Here is a 25,145-nt window from a genome sequence, read left to right as displayed (position 1 = left end):
ATGGCTGAAGTAACAGAAGAAAAAGTTAAAGCAAAAGAGCCTAAAGAGCCTTTGTTTTCTAAGAAGAACAAGAAATTGTTAACAGATCCTCTTGCTGATAATAATCCAATTACTATTCAGGTATTAGGAATATGTTCTGCGCTTGCAATTACAGCTCAATTGAAACCTTCAATTGTAATGGCAATTTCAGTAATATTTGTATTAGGAATAGGAAACGTAGTTATTTCTTTAATGAGAAATATAATTCCTTCAAAAATTAGAATTATAGTACAACTGGTAGTTGTTGCTGCATTAGTAATTGTTGTAGATCAGGTCTTAAAAGCATTTGCATATACTTTAAGTAAAGAACTATCTGTATTTATTGGTTTAATAATTACAAACTGTATTATTATGGGGCGTTTTGAAGCTTTTGCCTTAGGTAACGGCCCTTGGAAATCTTTTCTTGATGGAATAGGTAATGCAGCGGGATATGGTGTTTTACTTGTGATTGTAGCGTTTTTTAGAGAGCTATTAGGATCAGGAACTTTGTTTGGAGCTAAAGTATTAGGAGATCCAATTGAAAAGACTGGCTTGTATGCTTTAGGGTATGAAAATAATGGTTTTATGGTATTGGCGCCAATGGCATTAATTACTGTAGGAATTATCATTTGGATACAAAGAAGCAGAAATAAAGAATTAATCGAAGATCATTAAAATAAGAAGACATGGAATATTTAGAGTTATTTTTAAAATCGATCTTTATAGATAATATGGTATTTGCATTCTTTTTAGGAATGTGTTCTTATCTAGCTGTATCTAAAAAGGTTTCTACCGCAGTAGGTCTTGGAGCAGCAGTTATATTCGTATTAGCTATCACAGTACCATTAAATTTCTTATTAGATAAATATATTCTTAGAGAAGGAGCATTAGTATGGTTAGGTCCAGAATATGCAGATTATGATTTAAGTTTCTTGACCTTTATTTTATTTATTGCAACTATTGCCACAATGGTACAATTAGTAGAGATTGTCGTAGAAAAATTTTCACCTTCTTTATATAATTCACTTGGTATCTTTTTACCATTAATCGCAGTAAACTGTGCGATTTTAGGTGGATCATTGTTTATGCAACAAAAAGAATTTGCAACAATATCTCATGCTGCAGTATATGGTATAGGATCTGGGATTGGATGGTTTTTAGCTATTTTGGCTATTGCAGCTATCCGAGAAAAGATCAGATACTCAAACGTACCCGCACCATTAAGAGGTCTAGGGATTACTTTTATCCTAACTGGACTTATGGCAATTGGTTTTATGAGTTTTGGAGGAATGTTAACAGGAGGTGATGAAGAAGAGTCAAAAGAGACAAAGACTGTTAAAGTTGAAGAAAAAGAGACTACAAAAGAAGTAGCCGAAAATACTAACGTTACAATACTTAAATAATATGATATTTTTAGCATCTACCGGTGGAACAATAGCAATTACGATTATTTCGTTTTTGGTGCTGATTCTTGTTTTAGTAGGAATCTTATTATTTGCCAAAGATAAGTTACTACCATCAGGTCCCGTTAAGATTACTATTAACGGTGAAAAAGAAATTGAAGTTGCTTCAGGAGGTACATTATTATCTACTTTAGGAGCACAGAAAATATTTTTACCATCTGCATGTGGTGGTGGTGGAACCTGTATTCAATGTGAATGTCACGTATTAGAAGGTGGAGGAGAAGCTTTACCGACAGAGACGCCTCATTTTTCTCGTAAAGAACTACAACATGGAGCACGTTTAGCTTGCCAGGTTAAGGTAAAGCAAAATATGAATATCGAAGTTCCGGAAGAGGTATTTGGAATTAAAAAATGGGAAGCAGAAGTTGTTCGTAATTATAATGTAGCTTCTTTTATTAAAGAATTCGTAGTGCGTATTCCTGAAGATATGGGATATAAAGCAGGGGGATATATTCAAATTGAAATCCCTCAGTGTGAAATAAAATATTCTGATATTGATATTACAGCACATCCAGAAGAACATGAAACTCCTGATAAATTTCAGGCAGAATGGGATAAGTTTGGTTTATGGCCATTGGTTATGAAAAATGACGAAACTGTTGAGCGTGCATATTCTATGGCGTCTTACCCTGCAGAAGGAAGAGAGATTATGCTTAATGTACGTATTGCAACTCCACCATGGGATAGAGCCAAGAATGGTTGGATGGATGTTAACCCTGGTGTAGCGTCATCATATATTTTTGCTCAAAAACCAGGAGATAAAGTTGTAATCTCTGGTCCTTACGGTGAGTTTTTTATAAATGAATCTGAATCAGAAATGCTTTATGTAGGTGGAGGAGCTGGTATGGCACCAATGCGTTCTCACTTGTATCATTTATTCAAAACTCTACAAACAGGAAGAAAAGTGACTTACTGGTATGGTGGTCGTTCTAAGCGTGAATTGTTTTATTTGGAGCATTTCTATGATTTAGAAAAGAACTTCCCGAACTTTAAGTTTTACTTAGCATTATCAGAACCGCTAGAAGAAGATAACTGGAAAGTAAAAAGTGATATCAATGCAGAAGGGGATGGATTTGTTGGATTCATTCATAACTGTGTGATCGATAATTACCTTAATCATCATGAATCTCCAGAGGATATAGAATTATATTTCTGTGGTCCACCATTAATGAACAAAGCGGTTCAAAAAATGGGAGAAGATTTTGGAATTCCTGATGAACATATCAGATTCGATGATTTTGGAGGATAGAAATTAAATATTCTTTCAATAGATATAAAATAAGAACCGATACAGAAATGTATCGGTTTTTTGTTTTAAAATAATTAGATAGTATATAGAAATCCAAAAAAGAAATTGTCTAAATTAACTGAAGCAGAGAATCCACTATTTTTATTGTTAGACGTGTCATTATTTTCAAGATCAATAAAAGAATTTTTTGATCTGGTATATCCAATGTTACCAATTTTAGATGTCAATGCTAAATTTTGATTTATAAAAATATTGACCCCTGGAGCAAAAGATATTGAATAACTCTCCTGTTCATTTTCACTAAAAGATGGTAGGTTTAGAAATTCGTTTCTGCTATTTTTAGAATCTATCTTAGAGTAGGACCCTTCTAATTCAGTGAAAAGTGATATTCTTTTCTTTGGGGTCACATAATATCTTCCGAATAAACTAGCCGTATACCCTGAGCTTTTATTTTCGAAAAGGATATTGCCGTTGTAATTTTTAGATTTGCCTGTTATGTAGCCAATTTTGGTACCTATCATAAAATAATCTGATAAAAAATATCCCACTTCGGGAATCAAGGAAAAATTTTTATTTTCAGAGCTAGATGTAAATGTTTGACGATCATTACTCATAAATTTGGAATTTGAATCTCCTTTTGAGTAGCTAATTGAACCTGCCACAATAAAATCTGATTTATTAAACCCGTACTTGGTTTCTTCTTGTGTATAGGATGTTGAATACATTAAGAACAAGGTGAGAATTGAAATAATAGTTGTTTTCATGCTGACTGTTTTTAATTAATAATTTATTTGTTTAGTAAAGAATTACCATAAAGACCAAGCGAAAAAATCAGTTGTTTACTAATGTTTTGTTAAATGCAATTTTTGAATTATTTTACAGTCTTTAAGACAACTGTATGTAATTTTAAGCAGTTTTTAATTATAAAATCACGTTTGTATTTTGAAAAAGTTTCTTTTAGTTTTAGTTGGTGTAATGATAGTTTTTGTAGTGTTTAAAAGCACTTCAAAAACAGATAAAGTGACCCATCACATAAAGGGTGTAATTGCTAATATCACAAGAACTTCAGGTCTTATAAATAAAAATGGTGATTCTGTTTCTACTAGAGTGCTTTTGCCAGATGGATACAAGAGAGTGCCGTATGAAAAAGGGTCTTTTCAGGAATATTTAAGGCATTATCAGCTAAAAGCATACGGAAGTAAGATTATTAATTATGATGATACCGAGTACTTTGCTCAGGATTGGCACGAGGCAATTCTTGAAGTGCCGGTCCCTTCAAATGGTTTGCAGCAATGTGCCGATGCTTTGATGAGAATTAGATCTGAGTACCTGTGGGAACAAAATAAAAAAGAAGATATAGGATTTAATTTTACATCAGGTCATTATTGTTCATGGAGTAAATATGCAGAAGGATATCGACCAAAAATAAAGGGAAACAAAGTGTCATTTCATAAAACAGCTCAGGCTAATACTTCAAAAACTAATTTTTACAAATATCTGAATCTGATCTATACCTATGCCGGAACCTTATCTATGTATCATGAATTACAAAAGATAACGGTCGATGATATTAGAATTGGCGATATGTTAGTTAAACCAGGCTCTCCAGGGCATATAGAAATCGTAGTAGATGAAATTGTAAACGAAAAAGGTGAAAAAATGTATCTGTTGGCACAAGGAAATACTCCTGCACAAAGTGTTTGTTTACTTAAAAACTATGGTAATGCAAGTAGTGCTCCTTGGTATAAGTTTACAGAAAATGACCCTGTAGATACACCAAGTTATTACTTTGATAAAGCTAGTTTTATTAGGTTTAAATAATTCGAGATTATGAATTATGATAGTATATTTGTAGTATTATGACTAGGATACTTACCAAACAAGAACTTCATAATCTGGCAATGAATATTGTCGGTAAAGAACTCGAAAAAAAAGGCTACGAATTCATAGCTGTAAATAGTAAATTAGGAAAACACCCTCAGTTTGTATGTGTTGATAAGAGTAATCAAAGATACTTTGTAATAGTAAAAGCGGTTTTATATCCAGATAATCCGCATAATTACGATATGATTTGGATGGAATCCTTTAAAAAACATGCTAGAGAACAGGAAGCAAAGGTATTTTACGCAGGTGTAGGGTTACAAAATTCTGAAGATCCTAAAAAGCCTGTTTTCTTAAATGAAGATTATATTCTGGAATATGCAGGGATTCAAGCTATAGAAACACATTTAAATTAAGAATTATGATTAAGAAAATATGTGTTTTTGCTCTTTTTGGGGTATTAATTTCATGTAACCAAGACACTAAATTAGCCCTTAATTATACAAAAGGAGAAGCCTTTGGAACGACTTTTTCAATTCAATTTATTGCTACAAAAGAGATAGATTTGTCAAAGACATATGATAGTATTATAACAGTAATAAATCATTCAATGTCTACTTACATTAATGATTCTGATATATCTCGAATTAATAAAGGAGATGGTAATGTAATTGTTGATGAGCATTTTAAAAAAGTTTTTACTGCTTCAGAAGAGATATTTAGAGCGACTAGTGGGGCTTTTGATCCAACTATAGGCGTATTAGTTAATGCGTGGGATTTTGGACCGAAGGGTAAAATAATTGCATTAGACAGCCTAAAAATAGATAGTTTGCTGTTAACAGTTGGACTAGATAAAGTTACCTTAAAAGAGAATACTATTATAAAAAATAACCCGAATACATTTATAGATTTTAATTCATTAGCTAAAGGATATGCAGTAGATGTATTTGCAGAATTTTTAGAAGAAAAGAATATTGAAAATTATTTGGTAGAAATAGGGGGAGAAATTAGAGGTAAAGGAAGTAATTTAGTAAAGAAAAAACCATGGCGGATAGGAGTAGAGGATCCTAATTTTGATGGAGATCAATCCTATAGCAAAGTTATCGAATTACAAGATCAGGCCATGGCTACTTCTGGGAGCTATAGAAAATTTAAATTAGATCAAGAAGGAAATAGATATGCGCATATTATTAATACCAAAACAGGTTATCCGCATAAATCAAACTTGTTAAGTGTGTCTATACTTGCCGAAACCTGCATGATAGCAGATGCGTATGCAACGGCATTAATGTCAATGGGTTTAGAAAAGTCAAAAGCTTTTTTGAAAAATCATCCAGAACTTCAGGTTTATTTTATCTATGAAGACCACAATAAAGAGCTGAAGACATTAGCAATTAATCGTTTTCCCGAGAATTAGATATGTATACTAAATAACAAAGTGATCTAAAAAGTAGATTGTTTTGAAAAAATTAAAAATTGATATTATAATATTATTGTATTAAAAATTGGATAAATATTGGACAGTGTTTATCTCCTTAAAATGTTTTATTAATTTAACGATCATTTAGAAAGCTTAATTATCAAAACGTATCGCTTCTTTTTTCTTATAATGAGCTGCAGTTATAGTTTCGCCAGCAATGGTAGTAGTATCCCAATCCTGAGTAATTTTCCATTTGTTATTAATTTTTTTTAGTACAATATGAAACTGTCCATAACTATATTCAGTTTTTCCACCTGTAACAAACTCTATACGATAAAATCCTATTTCATAGGACGTGGTTTCGTTTGTTTTTCTATCGTCAAACCAAAAATCTAAACTGATACTATTTTGTTTTTCTTTTATGGCTGCAAAACGCTTAAGGTTTTCTTTTTTAAAAGTATTTTGAGTATCAATCCCTTCAGGAGTAACGCGTAAAACGTTTGTAGCGTAAGTAGCATTTAAAGCTTTTCCGTCCAAATTTTCAAAAGCTTTTTGAAAAGGTTTCCAAACAGTATTATTTATTTCTTTCTGAATAACTTCAGTACTCGTTTGTGCATTCATTTGTAAAATAGTTACTACAAATAATAGATATAAGTATTTCATAAACTTTAATTTAAATGATAATTATTATTTTCTACATATAGGTAGAATTTCACACTGCGCAATACAGTATTTAGTTACTTCTTCTTTTGGTAATTCTTGAGTATAACTTTTAAAGCCAACAGATCTTAATTTTTCAAAGTAATCTTTAGTATTAACCTTTGCTTCTATTGCCTAAATATTTCATTCACTCTTTGGTATTAGTAATTTTTATTTTCAAAAAGTAATACTTATTGTTGCTTTAGCTTATGTTTGTACGCTAATATACCGAGTAATAATAAGATTCCTATGATTACTAATCCGATAATCCAATACCTAAGATGATTATCGTTAAATTGGATAGGGTCTATGTCTCCTACTAAGTAAAATGCACCCCAATAAAAAGGATCAACTCTATTTATATTTGCGGTATTTAAGTACTGTAATTTAGCTTGTTGTAAAGCTTTAGGTTTATTCATGCCTTTTTTAAGATTTGAATAGAAAAATCTCATTAACTCTGGAGTGGTCTGATCAGATATTTCCCAACTACTTAAAAGCAAACTCTTCGAACCAGCATATTGAAATGCATTACCTAAACTCATAATGCCTTCGCCTTTGGCGATTTTTCCGGTTCCCGTATTACATGCACTAAGAACAGTTAAATCGGCAGGAATGTTTAGAGCAAACAATTCATGACTATACAGTAAATTATCCTCAAGAGAATCTTTAGTTTTAGTGAAGTATAGTTTTGAATTCTCTGGATTGTCATTATCTACATCTCCGTGCAATGCCAAATGAAGGATATTGTATTGATTAGCATTTTTTTTGAAATTACGTTCTACTGCTTGAGAACCAAAATAATATTGCCCATCGATAATATCAGAAATAGCCTTAATCTCTTCACGAGTTCCAGGCAAATCATAACTAATACTTCGCAGTCTGGTCATGCTTATTTTTTCTGTAGTTTTGAGACTAGTGGTATCTGAAAACGAAAAAGCAAGACATTCTTGTCTTTTATTGGTTTCGTTAGAACTATGTTGTGCGTTTAATAATAAGTTAGCAGAGTTAGCATAAGAAACGACATAGTCTTTCAGTAAATATGGTAGATTTTTAGGATTGTTTGTAACGCTAGTATGAGTAAGTAATAATTCGAAATTAAGATGCCATAGCGGACCATCTGGTATAATAATAAGTTGCTCCCCTTTAATTTGATCCTTTATTGGGTTTAATAATGAGTTGTATAACGAAAAAGCATTTTTTTTAAACCCATTAGTGTTTTTAGTGATAATAGCATTTCTAAATTTTTCAATTTGTGATTCTAGTTCTTGTATCGGTAATTCTTTTACACTCAAGTTATTTTTCGAAATGAGAAAAGCATAACATGTTGTATCTGTTAGAAAAAACTCTAAAATAGTAGTGTTGTTATCTAGTTTTTTTTGGATATCTATAACAGTTATAGGTTGTGTTTGATGTTTTAATTGATGATATTTTGGATGTTTTTTTTCTATAATTTTCAGTAAAGAATCTTCTCTTACTGCAAGATCAAATAATTCATTTTCATAGGATACGATTTTATTAGTGTCTATTGTTTTACTTGATTTTTCATTGGTAATTTTAGAGGTGTAAAATGCAATTTTAGTTTTTAAATCCTGTTCTAAATCTAAAATTGCAGTTGATACTCCATTAAAATTTCTAGCATTAGATTCTGATAATAATCCTTTAAGTATATTAGCTCTACTTCTTTCAGTGTAATAAAAGGCATGTTCTAGAGATTGTTTTTTTTGTTTATCTGATAAAGGAATAGTTGGGTTAGTATAGCATCCGTATACAATGTTTTGGCTTGCTTAGCAAAAGTGATTTTGTCTTCATGTTGCTTTAAGGTTTGTCTAATATTATCAATCAAAATATCAGCTTTTTTATAAGTATTTATACTTTTGGTTAGATGGAATAAGTTTTTATCCTCAATATAGAAATCTTGTAATGTTTTAGCCTTACCTTGTAAAGTTTGTAATAGAGTAATTAAATCCAGATAATGGTAAGATTTAAATTCTAAACCCCTGCTAAGACTGGGGTTTTTATTAGCCGTAACGGCTAGGTCATAGTATAATATTGCTTTTTTATGTTCATTAAGTTTGGCATATACTTCTGCTAGTTGATTATAAGACTTTGCAGTTCTGGGGTGATGTTTGCCATCAGTGAGCAATCTAACTTTTATACTTTTTTGTAAATATTCTAAGGCTTTTTGATATTCTTTTTTATCTGAATAAATATTGGCTATAGCGTTATTAATATCGCTAATATAGTAATTGGTTTTTCCGAATAAATTTTCATGAATTTGTAATGTTTTTTCGTAATATTTTAAAGCAATGTCATATTCTTTTTGTATTCTGAAAATATCACCAATATCTTTATATGTATAAGAAGTGTCGGAATGATCTTCTCCTTTAAGGGAGATTCTTATTTTTAAAGCTTTTTTATAATATATTAGAGCTAAATCATATTCTTCTTTGGCTTTGTAATTGTTTGCAATATTGTTGTACATTCTTGCAATAACAGTATGATTTTTACCCAAAGAATTTGTGAAGTTTATTATGGCTTTTTTAAAGTATGTTATTGCTTTGTTGTGTTCTCCTTTATACTGATATGTTATACCAATGCTTGAAAAGGAAGTTCCTATATAAGAGTGTTTTTTGGGATAGATTTTTGTGTGAATTTCATAAGTTTTTTTGAAATATAGTAAAGCTTGGTCATGCAAGTTTTTTTCTCCTTTGATCGTACCAATTTCATTATATGTATTACCCACTATAGAATTTTTATTTCCAATTTTTTGAATTAAGATAATTAATACTTTTTTATAATATCCCAAAGCAACATCGTGTTGCCCTTTACGTCTATGAATAAAACCAATACTGTAATAACAAAGAGCAGTATTAGGATGATCACTACCAAAAGTGTTAATCATAATTGATAGTGCTTTTTTTTGATATTCTAACGCGTCATCAAATTTGTCTAAGGGAATTAGGATATCACCAATATGATTGTAACAAAAAGCTACTTCAGGACTATGTTTACCAAATTTCGATTCTCGTATTTTTAGGGCCTTATTGTAATATGCTAAAGCTTGTCTGTCTTTCCCAAGGTGGTAATGTGTAATGCCTATATCGATATAACTTTCAGCTATCTTTTCATGTTGCTTTCCAAAGTGTTTTGTTCGTATTTCTAGACTTTTTTGGTAATATATCAAAGCTCTGTCATATTGAGCCAATACATGATGAATTGTTCCGATATGATGATAAGAGTCTGCAGTGCGATGGTCTTTGTTCCCAAAAGCTTTGGTTTGAATTTTTAATGCTTTTTGGTAAAAATCCATTGCCTTTTGATATTGATCTTTGTCTTTGTGAATATGACCAATTTGAGTATGGGATAAGGCTATTTGAGGGTGTTCTTTTTCGAATAGCTCTTGACGAAGCATCAGTCCTTTTTTTGCAGTCACTAAAGCACTATCATAATCAAAGTTGTTTTGTTGATTTTGCGAAATTTTATCATAACAATCAATGATTTTTTTCTGGTCACCAATAGTTTCATAAATTAATAATGCCTTTTCAAAATACGTTAAAGAACTATCCGTTTTTCTTTTATTAAGAAGTTCTTTTCCTTTGGTGAAATATTGAGACGCAGTGCTAGTGTCAATTTTGGTTTGAGAATAAGTGATGTTTGAATAACTCAAACAGAAAAATATAAGTAGGATTCTTCTAGATACAATAAAACTGATGGTTGTAGTAAGATTGTTCATATCACTATTAATCGTAAAAAAGATGTAATTGTTACGTTGAGTTGTATTTTTTTCTTTCTAAAATGTACTTTTTAGCTTTAAGGTTTGTAACAAACCGGTAAAATTTCCCCTTGTGCAAGACAATATTTGGTAACTTCTTCCTGTGATAATTTTTGTGTATAATCGATCTCTTCTACTTTAAAACCAATAGATCTTAGTTTTTCAAAGTAATCTAGACCATATACTCTAACGTGATCATACTGTCCAAAAATACGGGCACGTTCTTTAGTGTCGGTAATGGTGTCATCTTCAAAGGTGATTTCACGAGTTAGATCTTGTGGGATTTGTAAAATTGCCATACCTCCCGGTTTTAAAACACGATATAATTCTTGCATCGCCTTTGTATCATCTGGAATATGTTCTAAAACGTGATTGCAAAAAATAATATCATACTCATTATCTTTAAACGGAAGGTTGCAGATATCTGCTTTTACATCTGCAAGAGGCGAGTTAAGATCTGTAGTTGTATAGTTAAGATGTTTTAATTTTTGAAACCTTTTATAGAAGGCTTGCTCTGGTGCAAAATGTAACATTTTGGATGGGGTAGTAAAAAAGCTAGTCTCATTTTGTAGGTAGAGCCATAGTAATCTATGTCGTTCTAAGGATAATGTAGAAGGCGATAATACATTATCTCTTTGATCACCGTATCCATATGGTAAGAAACGTGAAAAGCTTCTATTATCGATAGGATCGGTATACGTGTTCCCTTGTAAAAAAAAAGCAATAATTGGTCTGACAATATAACTTAAGCGAATAAGTAATGGTCTTGGTATCGTATTGAGTATTAGTTTAAAAAGTTTTTTCATAATTGATTATACAGAAGTACTGTATAATTTTTGAAATAAAATACACTATACAGTTAATAATTCTTGTCTAAAAGCATCTTCTTCGTCAGATTCTATACCTAGTGCTTGATAAATATATTTAAACGTAGAAAGAATTTCAGGTTTCCCATCTAGAATAGCAACATCGTGTTCAAAATGTGCACTAGGCTTACCGTCGTTGGTTAATATCGTCCAACCATCCTGAAGCTGTTTAATGCGGTGTGTACCCATATTTGTCATCGGTTCAATAGCCACAACCATACCTTCAATAAACTTTTTTCCTTTTCCACGACGTCCATAATTTGGCATTTCGGGATCCTCATGCATTTTGCGACCTAATCCATGACCAACAAGCTCTCTTACTACACCGTATCCTGCATCTTCAGTAAACTTTTGTATGGCATAACCTACATCACCTACACGATTTCCAACTTTAAGTTGAGCAATACCTACGTATAAAGACTCTTTAGTTATCTTAAGTAAACGAGCCGTCTCTTCTGGTATTTCTCCTACAGGGAATGTATATGCATGGTCTCCGTAAAATTCATTCTTAATAGCGCCACAATCAATAGAGATAATATCCCCTTCTTGTAAAGGCGTATTATTAGGAATTCCATGTACGACTTGAGCATTTGGACTCATGCATAATGTATTTGGAAAATCATATAATCCTAAGAATCCAGGAATAGCATCATGATCACGTATAAATTCTTCTGCTAACTTATCTAATTGTAGCGTTGTTACTCCTGGTTTAACCTCAGAGGCTAACATACCTAATGTTTTAGAAACTACTAATGCACTTTCTCGCATTAACTCTATTTCTTCACGTGTTTTTACAATTATGCCCATATATCTATAATAGATTTCCGAATTAAAGGAAGGGCAAATTTACAAAGAATAATGATATAGAAGATTTTAAATACGAATTAGTATGAATAGATTTAATCACTCATAAAAGCTTTGATGTAGAAGTGTATTTTATGCGTAGTATTCTTCTATTCTGATTGGCTAGTAACCTATTTTTACTATGGGTTTTAAAATAGATACCTCCTAAAAATTTTTAAGAGGTATCATTGATTTCTAAAGAGTAGTCTTTATATTATTTTAGTAAGGAATTTTGCGTCATTGCCTTTGGTTGTTCTACCCCAATAAGGTCAAGAATAGTAGGCGCGATATCTCCTAAAACCCCATCTTTAACCTGGATGTTTTCTTTGTCGATTAAAATAAAAGGTACAGGGTTTGTGGTGTGCGCCGTATGTGGACTGCCATCGGGGTTAATCATGGTTTCGCAGTTTCCATGATCTGCAATTAATAATGTTGCATATCCATTTTCTAATCCCGTCGTAACGACATCTTTAACACATTTGTCTACAACTTCACAGGCTTGAATAGCCGCTTCCATTACTCCGGTATGTCCAACCATATCGCCATTAGCAAAGTTAAGACAAACAAAATCGACATCTCCTTTTTGTAATTCAGGTATCAAAGCATCCCGTAATTCATAGGCGCTCATTTCTGGTTTTAGATCATAAGTAGCAACTTTAGGCGAATTTCTTAAAATTCGTGATTCACCTTTAAAGGGCTCTTCTTGACCTCCTGAAAAGAAGAAGGTAACGTGGGGATATTTCTCAGTCTCAGCAATTCTTATTTGTGTTTTTCCCGCTTTAGAAAGTACTTCGCCTAATGTTTCAGTAATATTTTCTTTATCATATACTACCTTAATTCCACTAAAAGTATCATCATAATTTGTCATGGTAACATAATACAAAGGAAGTTTTTGCGTAGTATATTCAGGCATATCCTTTTGCGATAACATCTCTGTTAATTCTCTACCGCGATCTGTTCTAAAATTAAAAAATAGAACAACGTCGTCTTTTGCTATAGTGGCTACAGGCTTATCATTTTTTAGAATTGAAATTGGTTTGATAAATTCATCGGTAATGTCATTTTCGTAGCTGGCTTCAATACTTTTAACAGCGTCATTACTTGACTCTCCGATACCATTTACAATAAGATCATAGGCTAGTTTTACCCTTTCCCATCTTTTGTCGCGATCCATAGCATAGTATCTTCCAACGACCGATGCGATTTCACCAGTTGTCTTTGACATGTGCTCTTGAATAGCTTTAATATGATGTTTACCAGATTTAGGATCAACATCACGACCATCTGTAAACGCATGTAAAAAGACGTTGGTTAAGTCATGAGCATGTGCAGCATCTAATATTCCTTTAATATGGTTTATATGAGAGTGAACACCACCATCACTTACTAAACCAAGAAGGTGAATGTTTTTATTATTTTCTTTGGCATATCGAAAAGCGTCTACTAATGCAGACTCATCTTTTAAAGTATCTTTTTCTATGGCCATATTTATTTTGGCCAAATCTTGATAGACAATTCTACCAGCGCCCAGATTCATGTGTCCTACTTCGCTATTTCCCATTTGACCATCTGGTAATCCTACATGAAGACCATCTGTGCGCAGAGCAGCGTTAGGGTATTTCTTATACAGATTATCTATAAAAGGAGTTTGAGCATTGTCGATAGCAGAGACTTTAGGATCGGGAGAAGTTCCCCATCCATCTAGAATCATAAGGATCACTTTCTTATTCATAATGTTTTCCAAGTTAAGGGTTGTATTGGTTTTTAGTAAAACCTAAAAAAATATACAAGACGCAAATTTACAATATCATACACAAGCAGACAAAAAGCATCGGTTATTGAAAAGTTATTTAAACCTTTTTTGAATGCAATTATTATCGTGTTTTTTATGAAACTATTAAGGAATATGTTCACAGAAGGTTAAAAGTAGGTTATTCTTAAAATAGAACTAGTTTTTATACGGATAATACAATTCATTTGCTGGACAATATTTTTTAAAAATTTATATCAGTTGGATGCTAAATAGTGTACAATTACCTGAAATTTATTTAATATAATTTTTTGTTTATGAAAGGTTAAAGTTGTGTTATTTCATGATTTGGCTGTAACAAAAATGGAACAATCGAAGTCTTACTGGTATAGTATCAAGTCAATCAAATTAACGTAAAATCAAATTTATTATGAGAAAAACAATGTTAGCAACTCTTGTAGTTGCATGTCTCGCCACAGTTAGTAGTTTCGCTTCTGAAACTAGAATGATCACAAATAGTCATGATTCTGAATTTGCAACTTTTAAAACAAACCCCTTTTGTATGGCTATTGTAAAAGGTGATTTAGATGCAGTAAAGAAAATGATTGAATTCGGAAGTGATGTTAATGAAAAATGGGATGGAATGACCCCTTTAATGTATGCTGCTCGTTATAATCGTGTGGATATTATTAAAGTTCTAGTTAAGCAAGGAGCCAAAGTAAAAGCTAAAGATAGTAAAGGTAACAATGCATTGAAATTTGCTAAACTTTCAAATGCAAAAGAAGCAATGGCTCTTTTAGAGGAACTATCTTAAAAATTGTGTGTTAATGAATCTAATAAACCCTGTTAAATATTTTTAACAGGGTTTGTTTATTTGTAATCAAAAGTGACTATTGACCGCTATACTCTGCAATAGCCTCTCTTATTTTTTCTATACGATTGTCAGGATCGGGATGTGTGCTTTGAAATTCGGGAGTACGATTTGGACCTGCTGCATTTTTCAATACCTTCATAACGCCAATCATTTCTTCAGGATTGTATCCTGCATTAATCATGAATAAAACACCAAGTTTATCACTTTCTAATTCATCTCCTCTTCCGTTACCAAGCAATATATTTTTGCCTATACTATTTACAATTCCTCCTGCATCGGCTCCAACAGATGCGCCAGTAGATATTGTTTTCCAAAAATCGTGTTCAGCTATTCTTTCTGCAGAATGCCTTCCTAAAACATGACCTATTTCGTGCCCAAGAACTCCAGCAACTTGATCCTCGTTTTCTAATTTGGAAAGTAGGGCATATGTAATAAAAATTTGACCACCAGGTAGGGCAAAGGCATTAATAGTATTTGGATCGGCTAAAAGATGAAATTCATATTGATAAGGTGTTTGCTTAGCCATGCTAGCCTTTACTAATTTATCGCCAATCATATCGATATAACTTTGTAATTTCTGATCCTGATATAATCCTCCATGTTGCTGAGCCATTTCTGGAGCACTTTGTAATCCTATAGCAATTTCCTGATCGCTTGTCATATTAATATTTTGTACTCTATCAGTATAGGGATTCATCGTTTTATTATTGCATTTCTTAATAAATGCAAAGGCAACAATAGCTAAACCAATAAGTATTCGGATTTTTAAGCCACCTCGTCTCATTATAATTTTATTTTATTTCTTAAAGTTAATAAATAATAAATTATTGTTCCTTGTGACTAGAATGACATTTCAAAAAATAGAATAAAAAAAGTACCAAGATGTGAAGGAAGAGTGACTTTATAGTTTTGAATAATTACTACAGTAGTAATTAAAAAAAGAGTTGATATAAAAAATTGCTTACCAAAATATAGTCGTGATGACATTTTTTAGTAAGCAATTTACTAGAGGTAACACTCCTGTTAAGAGCGTGTTTAGTGCAAACTAGCGTGTTGAGTTTGCATAGTTAACTTTATCTATAAAAAATTTGAGTATAGTAATATCTTCCTTGACTATCTTTAATTGCACCAATGCCTATGTGCGTATAATTTCCTTCTATGTTTTGACGGTGTCCTGTACTGTTAAGCCACCCTGTCATAACACTCTGTGCAGAATCTTGACCAGAAGCAACATTTTCTCCAAACCCTTGAGCGTTTTCTTCTTCTTTTAGCTTTTGAAATTTAGCATCTCCACCATCATGGCTAATACGACCTTGATCGATCATGTAGTTAGTATGGTCTATTGCTAATTGCTGTGCAGTTGTGTTTTTTTCTAAACTAGCAAGACCTTGATTTTGTCTATGTTCATTTACTAATCTTAGAATTTCATCTGCTACAGATGTTTCATTTGGAGCGCCCATATCTGCGGGACTTTCATCTTCAGAACAAGAAAATACGGTAAGTAGTACTATAAAAGCACAAAAATAAGCAGTTAAATTAGTTTTCATTATTTGGGGTATTTATTATGAATAACTAAAATAGTATATTTTTAGTATATCTATTATAATAATTTTGGATTAATATCATAAATATTCTCACTAATATACTGATTTATAAAGGTTTTGCTAAAGTGTTCACTGCCTAATAATTTTGCTTTTTTTAATTCTGCAGCTATATCTAATTTTCGATATTGCTTTAATAAAGGAATAGAAAGAGGGGCATAAGAATAGTGCCAGGGTTCATATTTAAATCCTTTTCTATCTTGCTTGTCTGTATAGACTAAATAAAAACCAAAAGTATGTGCATGCTTATCCATCCACTCTTTAAACTTGCAAAACGGTCCATCACCTTGAAAATTCTTTTCTAACAATAAACTTTTAGGTTGGGGAGCATTGCCATCAACAATATCTAGATCTGTACCCCAGTGATGTCTTGAAGTACCTGGAATTGTCGAATATTCTACAATTTTTTGTATGGCATTTAAAGGAGAAAGTCCGTCTGAGGTGAACTTTTTGTATTTACGTTCCCAAATTCTATTTTGGTGAGCATAATTTCTATAACTAGAAACTACTTTAATATCAAAACCACTTTTTAAGGCTGCGGCTTTCATTTTTATAAAAGCATGATATGCTTCTTTTCTTATTTTATAATCATCACCTAAAAGGACGGGGTCACTTTTACCCATAAGATCATCCTTTGAAAATAATTCTTGAAATTTAGAAAATGACAATAATGAAAGCCCCAGACTTCCTAAAATACTCATTCCAATAAAGTTTCGTCTTATCATAATATTAGGATTAAAACATATTTTTTTGGAATGAAGTATTAAAATGTTATTCTAAAATACCGTCTACAATACCATAAGCAAGAGATTCTTCTGCATCCATCCAGTAGTCTCGGTTAAAATCTTTTAGTACCTTTTCAACATCCTGACCGCAGTTGTCTGCTAAAATTTGTGCACTTAGTTCTTTTGTTTTAAGTATTTCAGCTGCTTGGATTTCGATATTCGAGGCTTGACCTCTTGCACCACCACTTGGCTGGTGAATCATAACTTTAGCATTAGGTTGTATAAAACGACTTCCTTTTTTACCAACACTTAATAAAATTGATCCCATAGAAGCTGCTAATCCAGTACATATTGTAGAAACCGGACTTTTAAGACTTTTTATAGTGTCATACATGGCAAAGCCCGAAGTTACATAACCACCAGGACTATTAATGTATAATTTAATTTCATCATCACTTATCATATCAAGATACATAAGTCTGTCGATAACATGTTTAGCAGATTTATCATCTACTTGACCCCATAAAAAAACACTGCGCTCTTCTAAGAATTTTTTATCTATAAGATCCTGGATTTTTCCTGATTTATCTTTCATTAGTATGGTTTTAATTTTTTAATAAGTCTAAAAATAGACATGCAAGTTCTAATATCCTTATTTTTTATTATTTAAAAAATAGTAAGGTTAAAAGTATAATTATTTTTGAAATGTATGGGTAAGTAAACTGAAGAATATTTATATAATTTTCGTGTTTTTTATAATAGAAACTAACATTCTAAATAAAAACACAAAATCGAGATGATAATTTAAATAAAAGAATACAGGAGAACGGTTAGTATATTATTATAATTAGGAAAAACCAGAAACCGATTTATTTTCTATGATAAGAACATCTGAAATATGAACAATATCTGTACTTAAAATACTATTTGGATTCGGATAATTCTCGCAATAAGTTTTTAACCTGACTTTTAATCGAATAGTTTTATGTCTAAATATAGAGTTTTAGACTAATTATCATTCAAGTAACACTAAAACCAAGTTAGTATTTATCTGTTAATATATAAATATCCTGCTCGATCTTTTAATCCTTCTATTTTTAATACATAGTAATAAGTACCTACAGGCAATTCTTCTCCTTTAGCTATAGTAGCTCTTCCTTCAGAAATTCCAGCCCAAGAGTTGTCATATCCTTTTTTATTGTAAACTTCTACTCCCCATCTATTAAAAATAGAAAGTTCGTTATTTGGAAGCTCGGATATACCTTGTATAATAAAAGTATCATTAAAACCATCTCCATTTGGTGATACAGCAGTAAATATTTCAAGATCACCATCTAAGATAATATCAGACGTGCCGAATGTTATTATAGTATAGTTATCAGGAATGATTACATCTGAGGTAATTTGTCCGTTGTCTAAGTTTCCTGTTGCTCCGGTATTTCCTAGATTTACCCATTGCCCTAAGTTGCTATCCCAACCCACAACTCTTAGGTCTTCTAAGTTATCTGTTAAGGTAGGAATGTTACTATTATCATCCCAAGTAAGTGTAACTCTTGTTTCAATATCACCATCTAAGTCCCAAAACTCAAAAGTACTTACACCAAATAGTGAACTACTAAAGTTGTTTGTGTCATAATTCGATGGAAAAAAGTTAGGGTTATTAGGGTTTTCAAAGAAATAAGCACTCCTTGCTGTATTAGTAGCAGCTTCATTTTCAATACTTATAGGGCGAAGTCTAAAATCGTCTCCAACCGGAAAAGTAAAATTTAAATCACCATTTATCGATGCATATCCATCTACATATCGTTCATCATTTTCTCCTAAGTATGGGGCATCATTAGTGTAATCTAAAGAAACGTTTCGTCTATCTCTCGGAGTTTGTACTCTTCCGTTTACAAATTCCTGAAAGTTAGTCACCTCTACTGCAACGTCTAAGAATAAGTCTCCTGTTACATCGACAATCATGTCATGAAAAGTAGGACGATTATCTCCAGAAATATTTAGACTTCCTGTCTGATTATAAAAACCTACGGTTCCGCCATTGTTTTCATCAAATGTACCATTATTAACTACATCAAGATGAAATCCAATTTGTGCTTGATCGTGCGTTTGGATATTACCAAAGTTACAAAATAAGGTTTGCTGGGCTATGGATGTTAAGGTCCAAAGGAATGCGATTGTGTATGTTATCTTTTTCAAAGTATTCGGGGGTATTAATATAAATTACGGTTAAACAGTAATTAATAGGTGGTAAATATACTCAAAAACTTACACTCAAAAGACTTTTTCTCCGATAAAAACCGAAAAAATATCGATAAAATGCGTTTTTGTGCCGATTAAATGAAAAAATAACAGATTTGTATAGGGGTGGTTTTTGACATGTGCTTTACTTTTTTATGATTTTAAATTATTTTATTTATAATGGGGTTACAATTTATAAAAACTTACGCAACCACAAGCAGGTCCAGTTCCTGGTGGACTAGGGGCTCCTCCAGAACCAGATATTATAGTTGTTTGAAATGCACCTAAAGCTGTAGTACTTGTAAATAAGAAATTAAAAGTTCCATCTCCATTACTCGAGGTCTGCAGGGTATGATTTCCTAAATTTAGACCAGGAATAGTTGAGTAAGGGACATTTTCAATCCATATTTCATAATTAAATGGTGTAGCCGTAGTGTTTTGAACTTGCAATTGATATGGATTGCCCGCTCCAAATTGCCCGTCGGCAAAAGTATTAATAGATAGATCACTGGTTAATGTTCCTGTTGGGGCAATAGGAGTTCTAGCAGTTACTCTATATGTAATTCTTCTATTGGTAATAACAGTAGCTGCTGTAACCATAAATCCGTTTCCAAATTCTGATGTTGAGTTTGCTACTGTAGCTGTAGCGGTTAGCATACTGCCTCTAGGAATTGTAGTTCCTAAAGTAATTCTAAAATCAAATCTATTGGTAGTATCTGTATTGCCGTCTACATCGGTAGGGTAGTTTGAGACTGTACTATCAGTATCATCGATACTTCCTTCTACTGCAGAAATAATAAACTCTTGCCCTTCTCCATAATCACGAGAAACAGCTCCAGAAGGTCCTGCAATCTGATTATCACCGGCAGCAGCGGTACCCTGATTAATATCGGTTAAAAAGAATTCAACTGTAGCTCCAGCACCAGCCCAACCCGTAATTCTCAATGTTGTTCCTCTAATCGTTGCAGATTCAATTATCGGAAAGTTTAGCGTTGTATTGGGGCCATTATCACTATCGTTGTTATCGTTTATAGTCACCCCATCATTATTAATATCTATTCCTAATGAAGGTGTTGTTGTACCGTTAGCAAAGATAGAATTCTGAGAAATACGATTTCCAGAAGTATTTCCTCCGGTTACTATTATACCTGCACCTGCATTATTATTGATAACGTTACTTGTTACGGTAGAATTATTTTGAGTTAATTCAATACCACTAATTTCTGTACAACCGCCTCCTGTATTGGCTCCTGATCCAGTAATTGTGTTTTCGGTTATTATAACGCTTCCGGCATCGTCATTGATTCCGGTAGCTTCTGAGTTTTCAATAAGGTTTGTGCTAATAACAACACCGCTGCCTCCTTGAATATTAATATTATAATCGCAAGACCTGTAGCCGTTACCTGTAAAATGGTTGTTTCTGATTATAGTAGAAGTTCCTCCGGTTATTACCACACCAAAATCAGTATTTGAAGCAATGTAATTACTGTCAATTATAGATGTACCTCCTCTAACTTCAACACCATCATCTACATATGACCCAACACCCACAGTGCCTAAAACACCAAGTGCGTTTACGCCTAGTAAATTTGATGATATGAGATTATCAGAACCCGAAATTTGAACTATTGCTCTTCGATTCCCACCATATACTGCTAAGTTTCGTATCGTATTATTTGATCCTTGAAGTTGTAACACATCCCCAAAATCACTTCTAACTTGTATTTCAGGTAGATTGTAATCAGGTAATGTTGTTGCAGATACACCGACTAATGCACCTCCTGATCCTACAACTCCTGTATTTGTATCTCCCGAATATGCAGTTTGCGTTCTCGCATCTATTTTAGTATTATCACTTGTTAGTATTGTAAGTGGGCTTCCATTACTTATAATAATATCAAAATATCCATCTGCGACTATATAATTTGGATCTACGGTTCTACCAAGTGCATCAGCATTTGTGGGAATCATAAATATTGAAGTATCTTCTCCCGCAGCTGGATTTAAGGCTGCGTCATTTGGATGGGCTTGGATGTCTAGTCCGGTTTCATCAAGCGTATTAGCGTTTATGATAAATTGATCTAAAGATCCTTGGCCATCTTCATTAGTATTTACAATCGTATTAAAATTGAAACCAAAATCAAGACCAACAACACCTTCACCATTTATGGTTACACTAGATACTGTTTGTGCACCGGTAAGTGTTCCTGTTCCAACATCTGTGGCTGTGGGATCCGCACCTCCAACTTCATCAAGCTGATTTGTAAATGTACCGCCGGATGCATAATCAACTCTGAAAGTCTGAATGGGTATACAAGAAGTACATGCTGTACCTCCTCCTCTTGTAGATCTTACTGTATTATTTACAACACGAACTCTATAGGTTCCATCTGCCATTCCTCCAAAAGTATATTCTCCCGTACTATCAGTCGTAGTTGTTTCTTCTAAAGCAAACACTCCTGGACTTGTTTCTCTATATAATTCTACAGTTGCAGCATTAATTCCTGCTCCAGAGGCAGTGGCTAAAGTCCTTCCTTGACCACCGGGATAATTTATATCTTCAAAAACATTACCAGTAATCAAATTACTAGGTACTTTTAATAATACTGTGTTTAGGATAACAACATCTCCTCCTGTTGTAACTTCGGTAGTGGCAGAAGTTTCTCCAGGTCCAATTAAAGCAGATACGTCATAGGTGTCTAAATCTAAACCAAATACAGATGTATCATTTATTACAGGTAAAACTGTATTGTCATAAATTGTAGAATTAAATAGGTTTTGAGTACCTCCTGTATTATCACCATCTCCGTTAAGTGTTGTATTGTTGGCACCAACAGTTAGTGATATTTCTTCTGTGCCAGCAATTCCTTGATCACCTTCCCAAGACAAAACTGAGGTTTTGGAGCCTGCCGCACCAATAGCATAAAAACCACCTAGAGTATAAGTGGTAGTACTACCAGCTCCTCCTCCCTCAAGATCAAAACCGTTATACATATTAATTCCTACAGCAGGAAAAGCAGGATTTGTATAAAATATCATTAGCGACCAGCCTCCTATAACCACAGTTCCAGCGCATAATGTTCGATTATCAACGGTTAAACCTGTGAAGTCAAAAGTATTTGTTGAAGGATCCGTAATTCCGTTTATAATTGACGTTACATCTCCAACCATACCATAAAATGTTCCTCCATTCGTAGAATTAATAACTTCGGCAGTTACATTTTGTCCTTCAAAAACCACAACATCATCTGCACTGGGACCAGCATGTGCCCATAAAAGGTAGGCTTTATCTATAGTAGATCCTGCCGGTATAGTTGTTGTTAAAGTATTTGATGACGAATCGGCAATATCACAAGGGTCGACGGCATCAGAAGCAGTCCTTAATGATCCTCCTGTTAATGCATAATCATAATACCCATTAAATTCATCGAAAAGAGTCAAAGGTACATCATCATTAACTACTGTATCTCCAACATCATCAGTAATCGTCCCAATACCTTCGATTAATCCAACACTCGAGTTACTTACATTATTAAGTGTGAGATAAAAAATCTCATCATTCTCTGCAAATGTATTGTTGATAATGGGTACAGTCACATTAAATGATTCAGTATCATTTCCTAAAAAGTTTAATGTACCCGTTGTAGTGGTGTAATCCGAATCAGCAAGAGCAGTACCGTCATCAGTTACGTAGTCTACTGTGAAACCACCCGGGACATTACCATTTAAAGTCACCGCAAAAGTGGCAGTGCCCGCTGCTTCGTTTACAGTAACGTTACTTACGTTTAAGAAAACCGAAGCACACGATATATTTGCTTCCCAGCCATCATCGTTTACTGTAAAATCAGATGTAAAAACAAAGGTTAAACAACCTGAGGCATCTGTTGAAATTATTTGTCTTGGTATATTATCATTGTCAAAAGTATCTATCAAAGTAGTAGTAGTAGTACCTTGATAAATAGATAGTCCGTCAAAAAAATTTTCTACATTAAAAGCAGTAAAATCTAAAACAATTACACTACCGGGGGTATCTGGACATAATGTATAAGTGATTCCTTCATTATCACTATAATTTCCGTTTAAACCACCTGTATCGGTAAAAACACCACTACAAGTATTATCTGTAACGCCATCAGTAATGATAAAAGGAATTTCATCATCAATAATTATTCCTTCTGCTTGATTATCAGTAATAGATACTAATGGATTACTAACCGAAGTTAAGTTTATAAAAAAGCTTTCGTTACCTTCAATATCTAGATCATCGATTATAGTAACAGGAATATTTTGTGTCTCACCGCTTGTTCCAGAAAAAGAAATGGCAGGAGGGGAGCTTGTGGCGGTATAATCTCCAGGTGCGGTTGCGGTATTATTAGCAGAGCTGAAATTAACTGTAAAACCACCTGGGACATCTGCCCCAATATGGGTGACAACAAATGTAGCTGTGCCGGATGCTTCTCCTATAGTGGTTAAATCTGCAATGCTAATACCAGCATCATTATCCTCAATAGTAGCTTCTCCGGTTCCATCACTTATTGTAATTAAACCATTACTTACTGTACCAAGATTAACAAAGAAATTATGATCTGCTTCAACATCAGAATCGTCAATAATTGGTATAGTTATTTGTTGTGTTTCATTAAGCGAATTACCTGTAAAACTAATAGTAGGAGTAGGGGCACTAGTACCAGTATAATCCGAACCTGCTAGTGCAGACCCATTAGTTGTTGAATATTCAACGGTAAAGCCACTGTCTGTATTTCCTGATAAGGAAACAGTAAATGTAGCAGTGCCATCACCTTCATTAACAGTAACATCATCTATAGATAAGGAGGCTGGATCATTAGCGTTAATAGTACCTTGACCTTGTGAATCTGCAAAAGTGACTGAACTATCGCTTGGATTACTTAGATTTACAAAAAAAGTTTCTGCACCTTCTACAAAATTATCATCAGTTATCGGTATTGATATTGTTTCTGTCGGGTTTGAAGCTGTCAATCCAGTAAATGAAATAGTAGGGTTGGGAGCACCAGTAGCTGTGTAATCTTGACTTGATAGTGCAGTATTATTTGCAGTACTATATTCTATAGTAAATCCACCAGAAAGATCGCCTCCAGAATGAGTAACTGTAAAATCTAGAGTACCTGCGTTTTCGTTTACAGATACATCATTTATAGAAATCACAGGAACATTTGGTGTTATTGTAATATCATCAATTCCGGCTTCAATTAAATCCCCAGGTCCTGCACCATCCGCAGCAGAAACTCGAATTCTTACATTTGAACCAGCAGGAATAGCGACTGTGGCTTCTGTCCATACTGCATTTATTCTTACATCTCCTATAGATACTAAGTCAGTATAGCTAGCCCCATTATTAATTGAATATTCTAAGAGAAAAAAATCATCTCCTGGGTCATCATTAAAATCTCTTTGACCGAAAAAATACCAAATAGAAAGTGTAGATGCAGAAGTAACCGTATATGTTGGAGATGTTACTGTTGCAGTTCCACCATCAACATCTTCGTTTCCATCACTAACGTTTGGAGCGGTAAATAACGCATTTACCCCAGGGGCAGGCGTGTGATCGCCTGCAAGTTGAGTAATAACTCCACTATTAGTTCTTTGAGTTGGAGCTCCAATTTCAAAATCTCCTGTAGATGCAGTTCCAGAGATTGTCCATCCTGTGGGAACTGATCCAGTTGTATAGGACTCAAAGTCTTCATTTGTTTGTGCAAAAATGTCTGCTTTTACAAAAAGTAAAAGCAGTATTAAAATTAATTTAATGTAATTAAAAATTTGCATG

General features: G+C 33.1%; 20 protein-coding genes. 7 read left to right on the top strand and 13 right to left on the bottom strand.

From position 1 onward, the window contains the following. The 3 genes from D1816_RS10855 to nqrF are packed head-to-tail and all read left to right on the top strand — an operon-like array spanning position 1 to position 2,730. Positions 1 to 693 carry an NADH:ubiquinone reductase (Na(+)-transporting) subunit D gene (locus tag D1816_RS10855; RefSeq protein WP_066313546.1) on the top strand — a complete coding sequence of 231 codons (693 nt, stop codon included), beginning with the start codon at positions 1 to 3 and terminating at the stop codon, positions 691 to 693. Between the two features lie 11 nt (positions 694 to 704). Further along, positions 705 to 1,421, top strand: a complete 717-nt coding sequence (nqrE, locus tag D1816_RS10850) for an NADH:ubiquinone reductase (Na(+)-transporting) subunit E (protein WP_066313544.1) — start codon at positions 705 to 707, stop codon at positions 1,419 to 1,421. A 1-nt stretch (position 1,422) separates the two neighbouring features. After that, the gene (gene nqrF, locus D1816_RS10845) at positions 1,423 to 2,730 is read left to right on the top strand and encodes an NADH:ubiquinone reductase (Na(+)-transporting) subunit F (protein WP_066313542.1); all 1,308 of its coding nucleotides are present in this window, start codon (positions 1,423 to 1,425) and stop codon (positions 2,728 to 2,730) included. A 74-nt stretch (positions 2,731 to 2,804) separates the two neighbouring features. Here the strand turns inward: nqrF and D1816_RS10840 are convergent, their stop codons facing one another. After that, positions 2,805 to 3,494, bottom strand: a complete 690-nt coding sequence (locus tag D1816_RS10840) for an outer membrane beta-barrel protein (RefSeq protein WP_118502809.1) — start codon at positions 3,492 to 3,494, stop codon at positions 2,805 to 2,807. Between the two features lie 178 nt (positions 3,495 to 3,672). Between D1816_RS10840 and D1816_RS10835 the strand changes: the two genes are divergently transcribed. From D1816_RS10835 to D1816_RS10825, 3 genes are read left to right on the top strand one after another with little or no spacing between them, the layout of a single operon-like run. Continuing rightward, positions 3,673 to 4,551 (top strand): DUF4846 domain-containing protein, encoded by an 879-nt coding sequence (locus D1816_RS10835; RefSeq protein ID WP_118502807.1) that lies wholly within the window; start codon positions 3,673 to 3,675, stop codon positions 4,549 to 4,551. 38 nt (positions 4,552 to 4,589) lie between these two features. Continuing rightward, positions 4,590 to 4,967, top strand: a complete 378-nt coding sequence (locus D1816_RS10830) for a Na(+)-translocating NADH-quinone reductase subunit F (RefSeq protein WP_066313532.1) — start codon at positions 4,590 to 4,592, stop codon at positions 4,965 to 4,967. 5 nt (positions 4,968 to 4,972) lie between these two features. Beyond that, the gene (locus D1816_RS10825) at positions 4,973 to 5,968 is read left to right on the top strand and encodes an FAD:protein FMN transferase (protein WP_162900340.1); all 996 of its coding nucleotides are present in this window, start codon (positions 4,973 to 4,975) and stop codon (positions 5,966 to 5,968) included. Positions 5,969 to 6,124: 156 nt separating this feature from the next. On the opposite strand, the gene D1816_RS10820 is transcribed toward D1816_RS10825, so the two are convergent. The 6 genes from D1816_RS10820 to gpmI all read right to left on the bottom strand — a co-directional run bounded on the left by D1816_RS10820 (position 6,125) and on the right by gpmI (position 13,883). Then, the gene (locus D1816_RS10820) at positions 6,125 to 6,634 is read right to left on the bottom strand and encodes a nuclear transport factor 2 family protein (RefSeq protein WP_147405070.1); all 510 of its coding nucleotides are present in this window, start codon (positions 6,632 to 6,634) and stop codon (positions 6,125 to 6,127) included. 227 nt (positions 6,635 to 6,861) lie between these two features. Then, positions 6,862 to 7,962, bottom strand: coding sequence for a CHAT domain-containing protein (locus D1816_RS10815; RefSeq protein ID WP_162900339.1), 1,101 nt, complete (start codon positions 7,960 to 7,962; stop codon positions 6,862 to 6,864). A gap of 413 nt (positions 7,963 to 8,375) precedes the next feature. Further along, positions 8,376 to 10,337, bottom strand: a complete 1,962-nt coding sequence (locus D1816_RS10810) for a tetratricopeptide repeat protein (protein WP_162900338.1) — start codon at positions 10,335 to 10,337, stop codon at positions 8,376 to 8,378. A 143-nt stretch (positions 10,338 to 10,480) separates the two neighbouring features. Then, complete coding sequence (locus tag D1816_RS10805) at positions 10,481 to 11,248, bottom strand: class I SAM-dependent methyltransferase (protein ID WP_066313521.1); 768 nt, start codon at positions 11,246 to 11,248, stop codon at positions 10,481 to 10,483. A 45-nt stretch (positions 11,249 to 11,293) separates the two neighbouring features. Then, positions 11,294 to 12,115: a type I methionyl aminopeptidase gene (gene map / locus D1816_RS10800; RefSeq protein ID WP_066313518.1), complete on the bottom strand. Its 822-nt coding sequence runs from the start codon at positions 12,113 to 12,115 to the stop codon at positions 11,294 to 11,296. Between the two features lie 250 nt (positions 12,116 to 12,365). Further along, positions 12,366 to 13,883: a 2,3-bisphosphoglycerate-independent phosphoglycerate mutase gene (gpmI, locus tag D1816_RS10795; RefSeq protein ID WP_118502799.1), complete on the bottom strand. Its 1,518-nt coding sequence runs from the start codon at positions 13,881 to 13,883 to the stop codon at positions 12,366 to 12,368. A gap of 448 nt (positions 13,884 to 14,331) precedes the next feature. On the opposite strand from gpmI, the gene D1816_RS10790 reads away from it, so the two are divergent. Next, positions 14,332 to 14,715, top strand: coding sequence for an ankyrin repeat domain-containing protein (locus D1816_RS10790; RefSeq protein WP_118502797.1), 384 nt, complete (start codon positions 14,332 to 14,334; stop codon positions 14,713 to 14,715). A 76-nt stretch (positions 14,716 to 14,791) separates the two neighbouring features. Here the strand turns inward: D1816_RS10790 and D1816_RS10785 are convergent, their stop codons facing one another. The 6 genes from D1816_RS10785 to D1816_RS10760 form a co-directional block, all read right to left on the bottom strand. After that, positions 14,792 to 15,559 carry a M48 family metalloprotease gene (locus D1816_RS10785; RefSeq protein WP_066313510.1) on the bottom strand — a complete coding sequence of 256 codons (768 nt, stop codon included), beginning with the start codon at positions 15,557 to 15,559 and terminating at the stop codon, positions 14,792 to 14,794. Between the two features lie 289 nt (positions 15,560 to 15,848). Next, positions 15,849 to 16,322 carry a CAP domain-containing protein gene (locus tag D1816_RS10780; RefSeq protein ID WP_066313508.1) on the bottom strand — a complete coding sequence of 158 codons (474 nt, stop codon included), beginning with the start codon at positions 16,320 to 16,322 and terminating at the stop codon, positions 15,849 to 15,851. Between the two features lie 53 nt (positions 16,323 to 16,375). Next, positions 16,376 to 17,101 carry a M15 family metallopeptidase gene (locus tag D1816_RS10775; protein WP_118502795.1) on the bottom strand — a complete coding sequence of 242 codons (726 nt, stop codon included), beginning with the start codon at positions 17,099 to 17,101 and terminating at the stop codon, positions 16,376 to 16,378. A gap of 46 nt (positions 17,102 to 17,147) precedes the next feature. After that, on the bottom strand, positions 17,148 to 17,696 hold the full coding sequence (locus tag D1816_RS10770; RefSeq protein WP_066313502.1) for a ClpP family protease: 549 nt from the start codon (positions 17,694 to 17,696) through the stop codon (positions 17,148 to 17,150). A 452-nt stretch (positions 17,697 to 18,148) separates the two neighbouring features. Then, positions 18,149 to 19,300: a gliding motility-associated C-terminal domain-containing protein gene (locus D1816_RS10765; protein WP_118502793.1), complete on the bottom strand. Its 1,152-nt coding sequence runs from the start codon at positions 19,298 to 19,300 to the stop codon at positions 18,149 to 18,151. Positions 19,301 to 19,528: 228 nt separating this feature from the next. After that, positions 19,529 to 25,144: an S-layer family protein gene (locus D1816_RS10760; RefSeq protein ID WP_118502791.1), complete on the bottom strand. Its 5,616-nt coding sequence runs from the start codon at positions 25,142 to 25,144 to the stop codon at positions 19,529 to 19,531. Position 25,145: the final 1 nt, after the last annotated feature.

Origin of the sequence: Aquimarina sp. AD10 (assembly GCF_003443715.1) — a bacterium.
Lineage (GTDB): Bacteria > Bacteroidota > Bacteroidia > Flavobacteriales > Flavobacteriaceae > Aquimarina > Aquimarina aggregata.
Note: the sequence above shows the minus strand (reverse complement) of the source record. Positions and strands in the feature narration are given on the sequence as shown.

Excerpts from the sequence above, each read along its gene's own strand:
- D1816_RS10855 (WP_066313546.1), top strand. The coding sequence starts at position 1 with ATGGCTGAAGTAACAGAAGAAAAAGTTAAAGCAAAAGAGCCTAAAGAG.
- nqrE (WP_066313544.1), top strand. The coding sequence starts at position 705 with ATGGAATATTTAGAGTTATTTTTAAAATCGATCTTTATAGATAATATG.
- nqrF (WP_066313542.1), top strand. The coding sequence starts at position 1,423 with ATGATATTTTTAGCATCTACCGGTGGAACAATAGCAATTACGATTATT.
- D1816_RS10840 (WP_118502809.1), bottom strand. The coding sequence starts at position 3,494 with ATGAAAACAACTATTATTTCAATTCTCACCTTGTTCTTAATGTATTCA.
- D1816_RS10830 (WP_066313532.1), top strand. The coding sequence starts at position 4,590 with ATGACTAGGATACTTACCAAACAAGAACTTCATAATCTGGCAATGAAT.
- D1816_RS10825 (WP_162900340.1), top strand. The coding sequence starts at position 4,973 with ATGATTAAGAAAATATGTGTTTTTGCTCTTTTTGGGGTATTAATTTCA.
- D1816_RS10820 (WP_147405070.1), bottom strand. The coding sequence starts at position 6,634 with ATGAAATACTTATATCTATTATTTGTAGTAACTATTTTACAAATGAAT.
- D1816_RS10805 (WP_066313521.1), bottom strand. The coding sequence starts at position 11,248 with ATGAAAAAACTTTTTAAACTAATACTCAATACGATACCAAGACCATTA.
- map (WP_066313518.1), bottom strand. The coding sequence starts at position 12,115 with ATGGGCATAATTGTAAAAACACGTGAAGAAATAGAGTTAATGCGAGAA.
- gpmI (WP_118502799.1), bottom strand. The coding sequence starts at position 13,883 with ATGAATAAGAAAGTGATCCTTATGATTCTAGATGGATGGGGAACTTCT.
- D1816_RS10790 (WP_118502797.1), top strand. The coding sequence starts at position 14,332 with ATGAGAAAAACAATGTTAGCAACTCTTGTAGTTGCATGTCTCGCCACA.
- D1816_RS10785 (WP_066313510.1), bottom strand. The coding sequence starts at position 15,559 with ATGAGACGAGGTGGCTTAAAAATCCGAATACTTATTGGTTTAGCTATT.
- D1816_RS10780 (WP_066313508.1), bottom strand. The coding sequence starts at position 16,322 with ATGAAAACTAATTTAACTGCTTATTTTTGTGCTTTTATAGTACTACTT.
- D1816_RS10775 (WP_118502795.1), bottom strand. The coding sequence starts at position 17,101 with ATGATAAGACGAAACTTTATTGGAATGAGTATTTTAGGAAGTCTGGGG.
- D1816_RS10770 (WP_066313502.1), bottom strand. The coding sequence starts at position 17,696 with ATGAAAGATAAATCAGGAAAAATCCAGGATCTTATAGATAAAAAATTC.
- D1816_RS10760 (WP_118502791.1), bottom strand. The coding sequence starts at position 25,144 with ATGCAAATTTTTAATTACATTAAATTAATTTTAATACTGCTTTTACTT.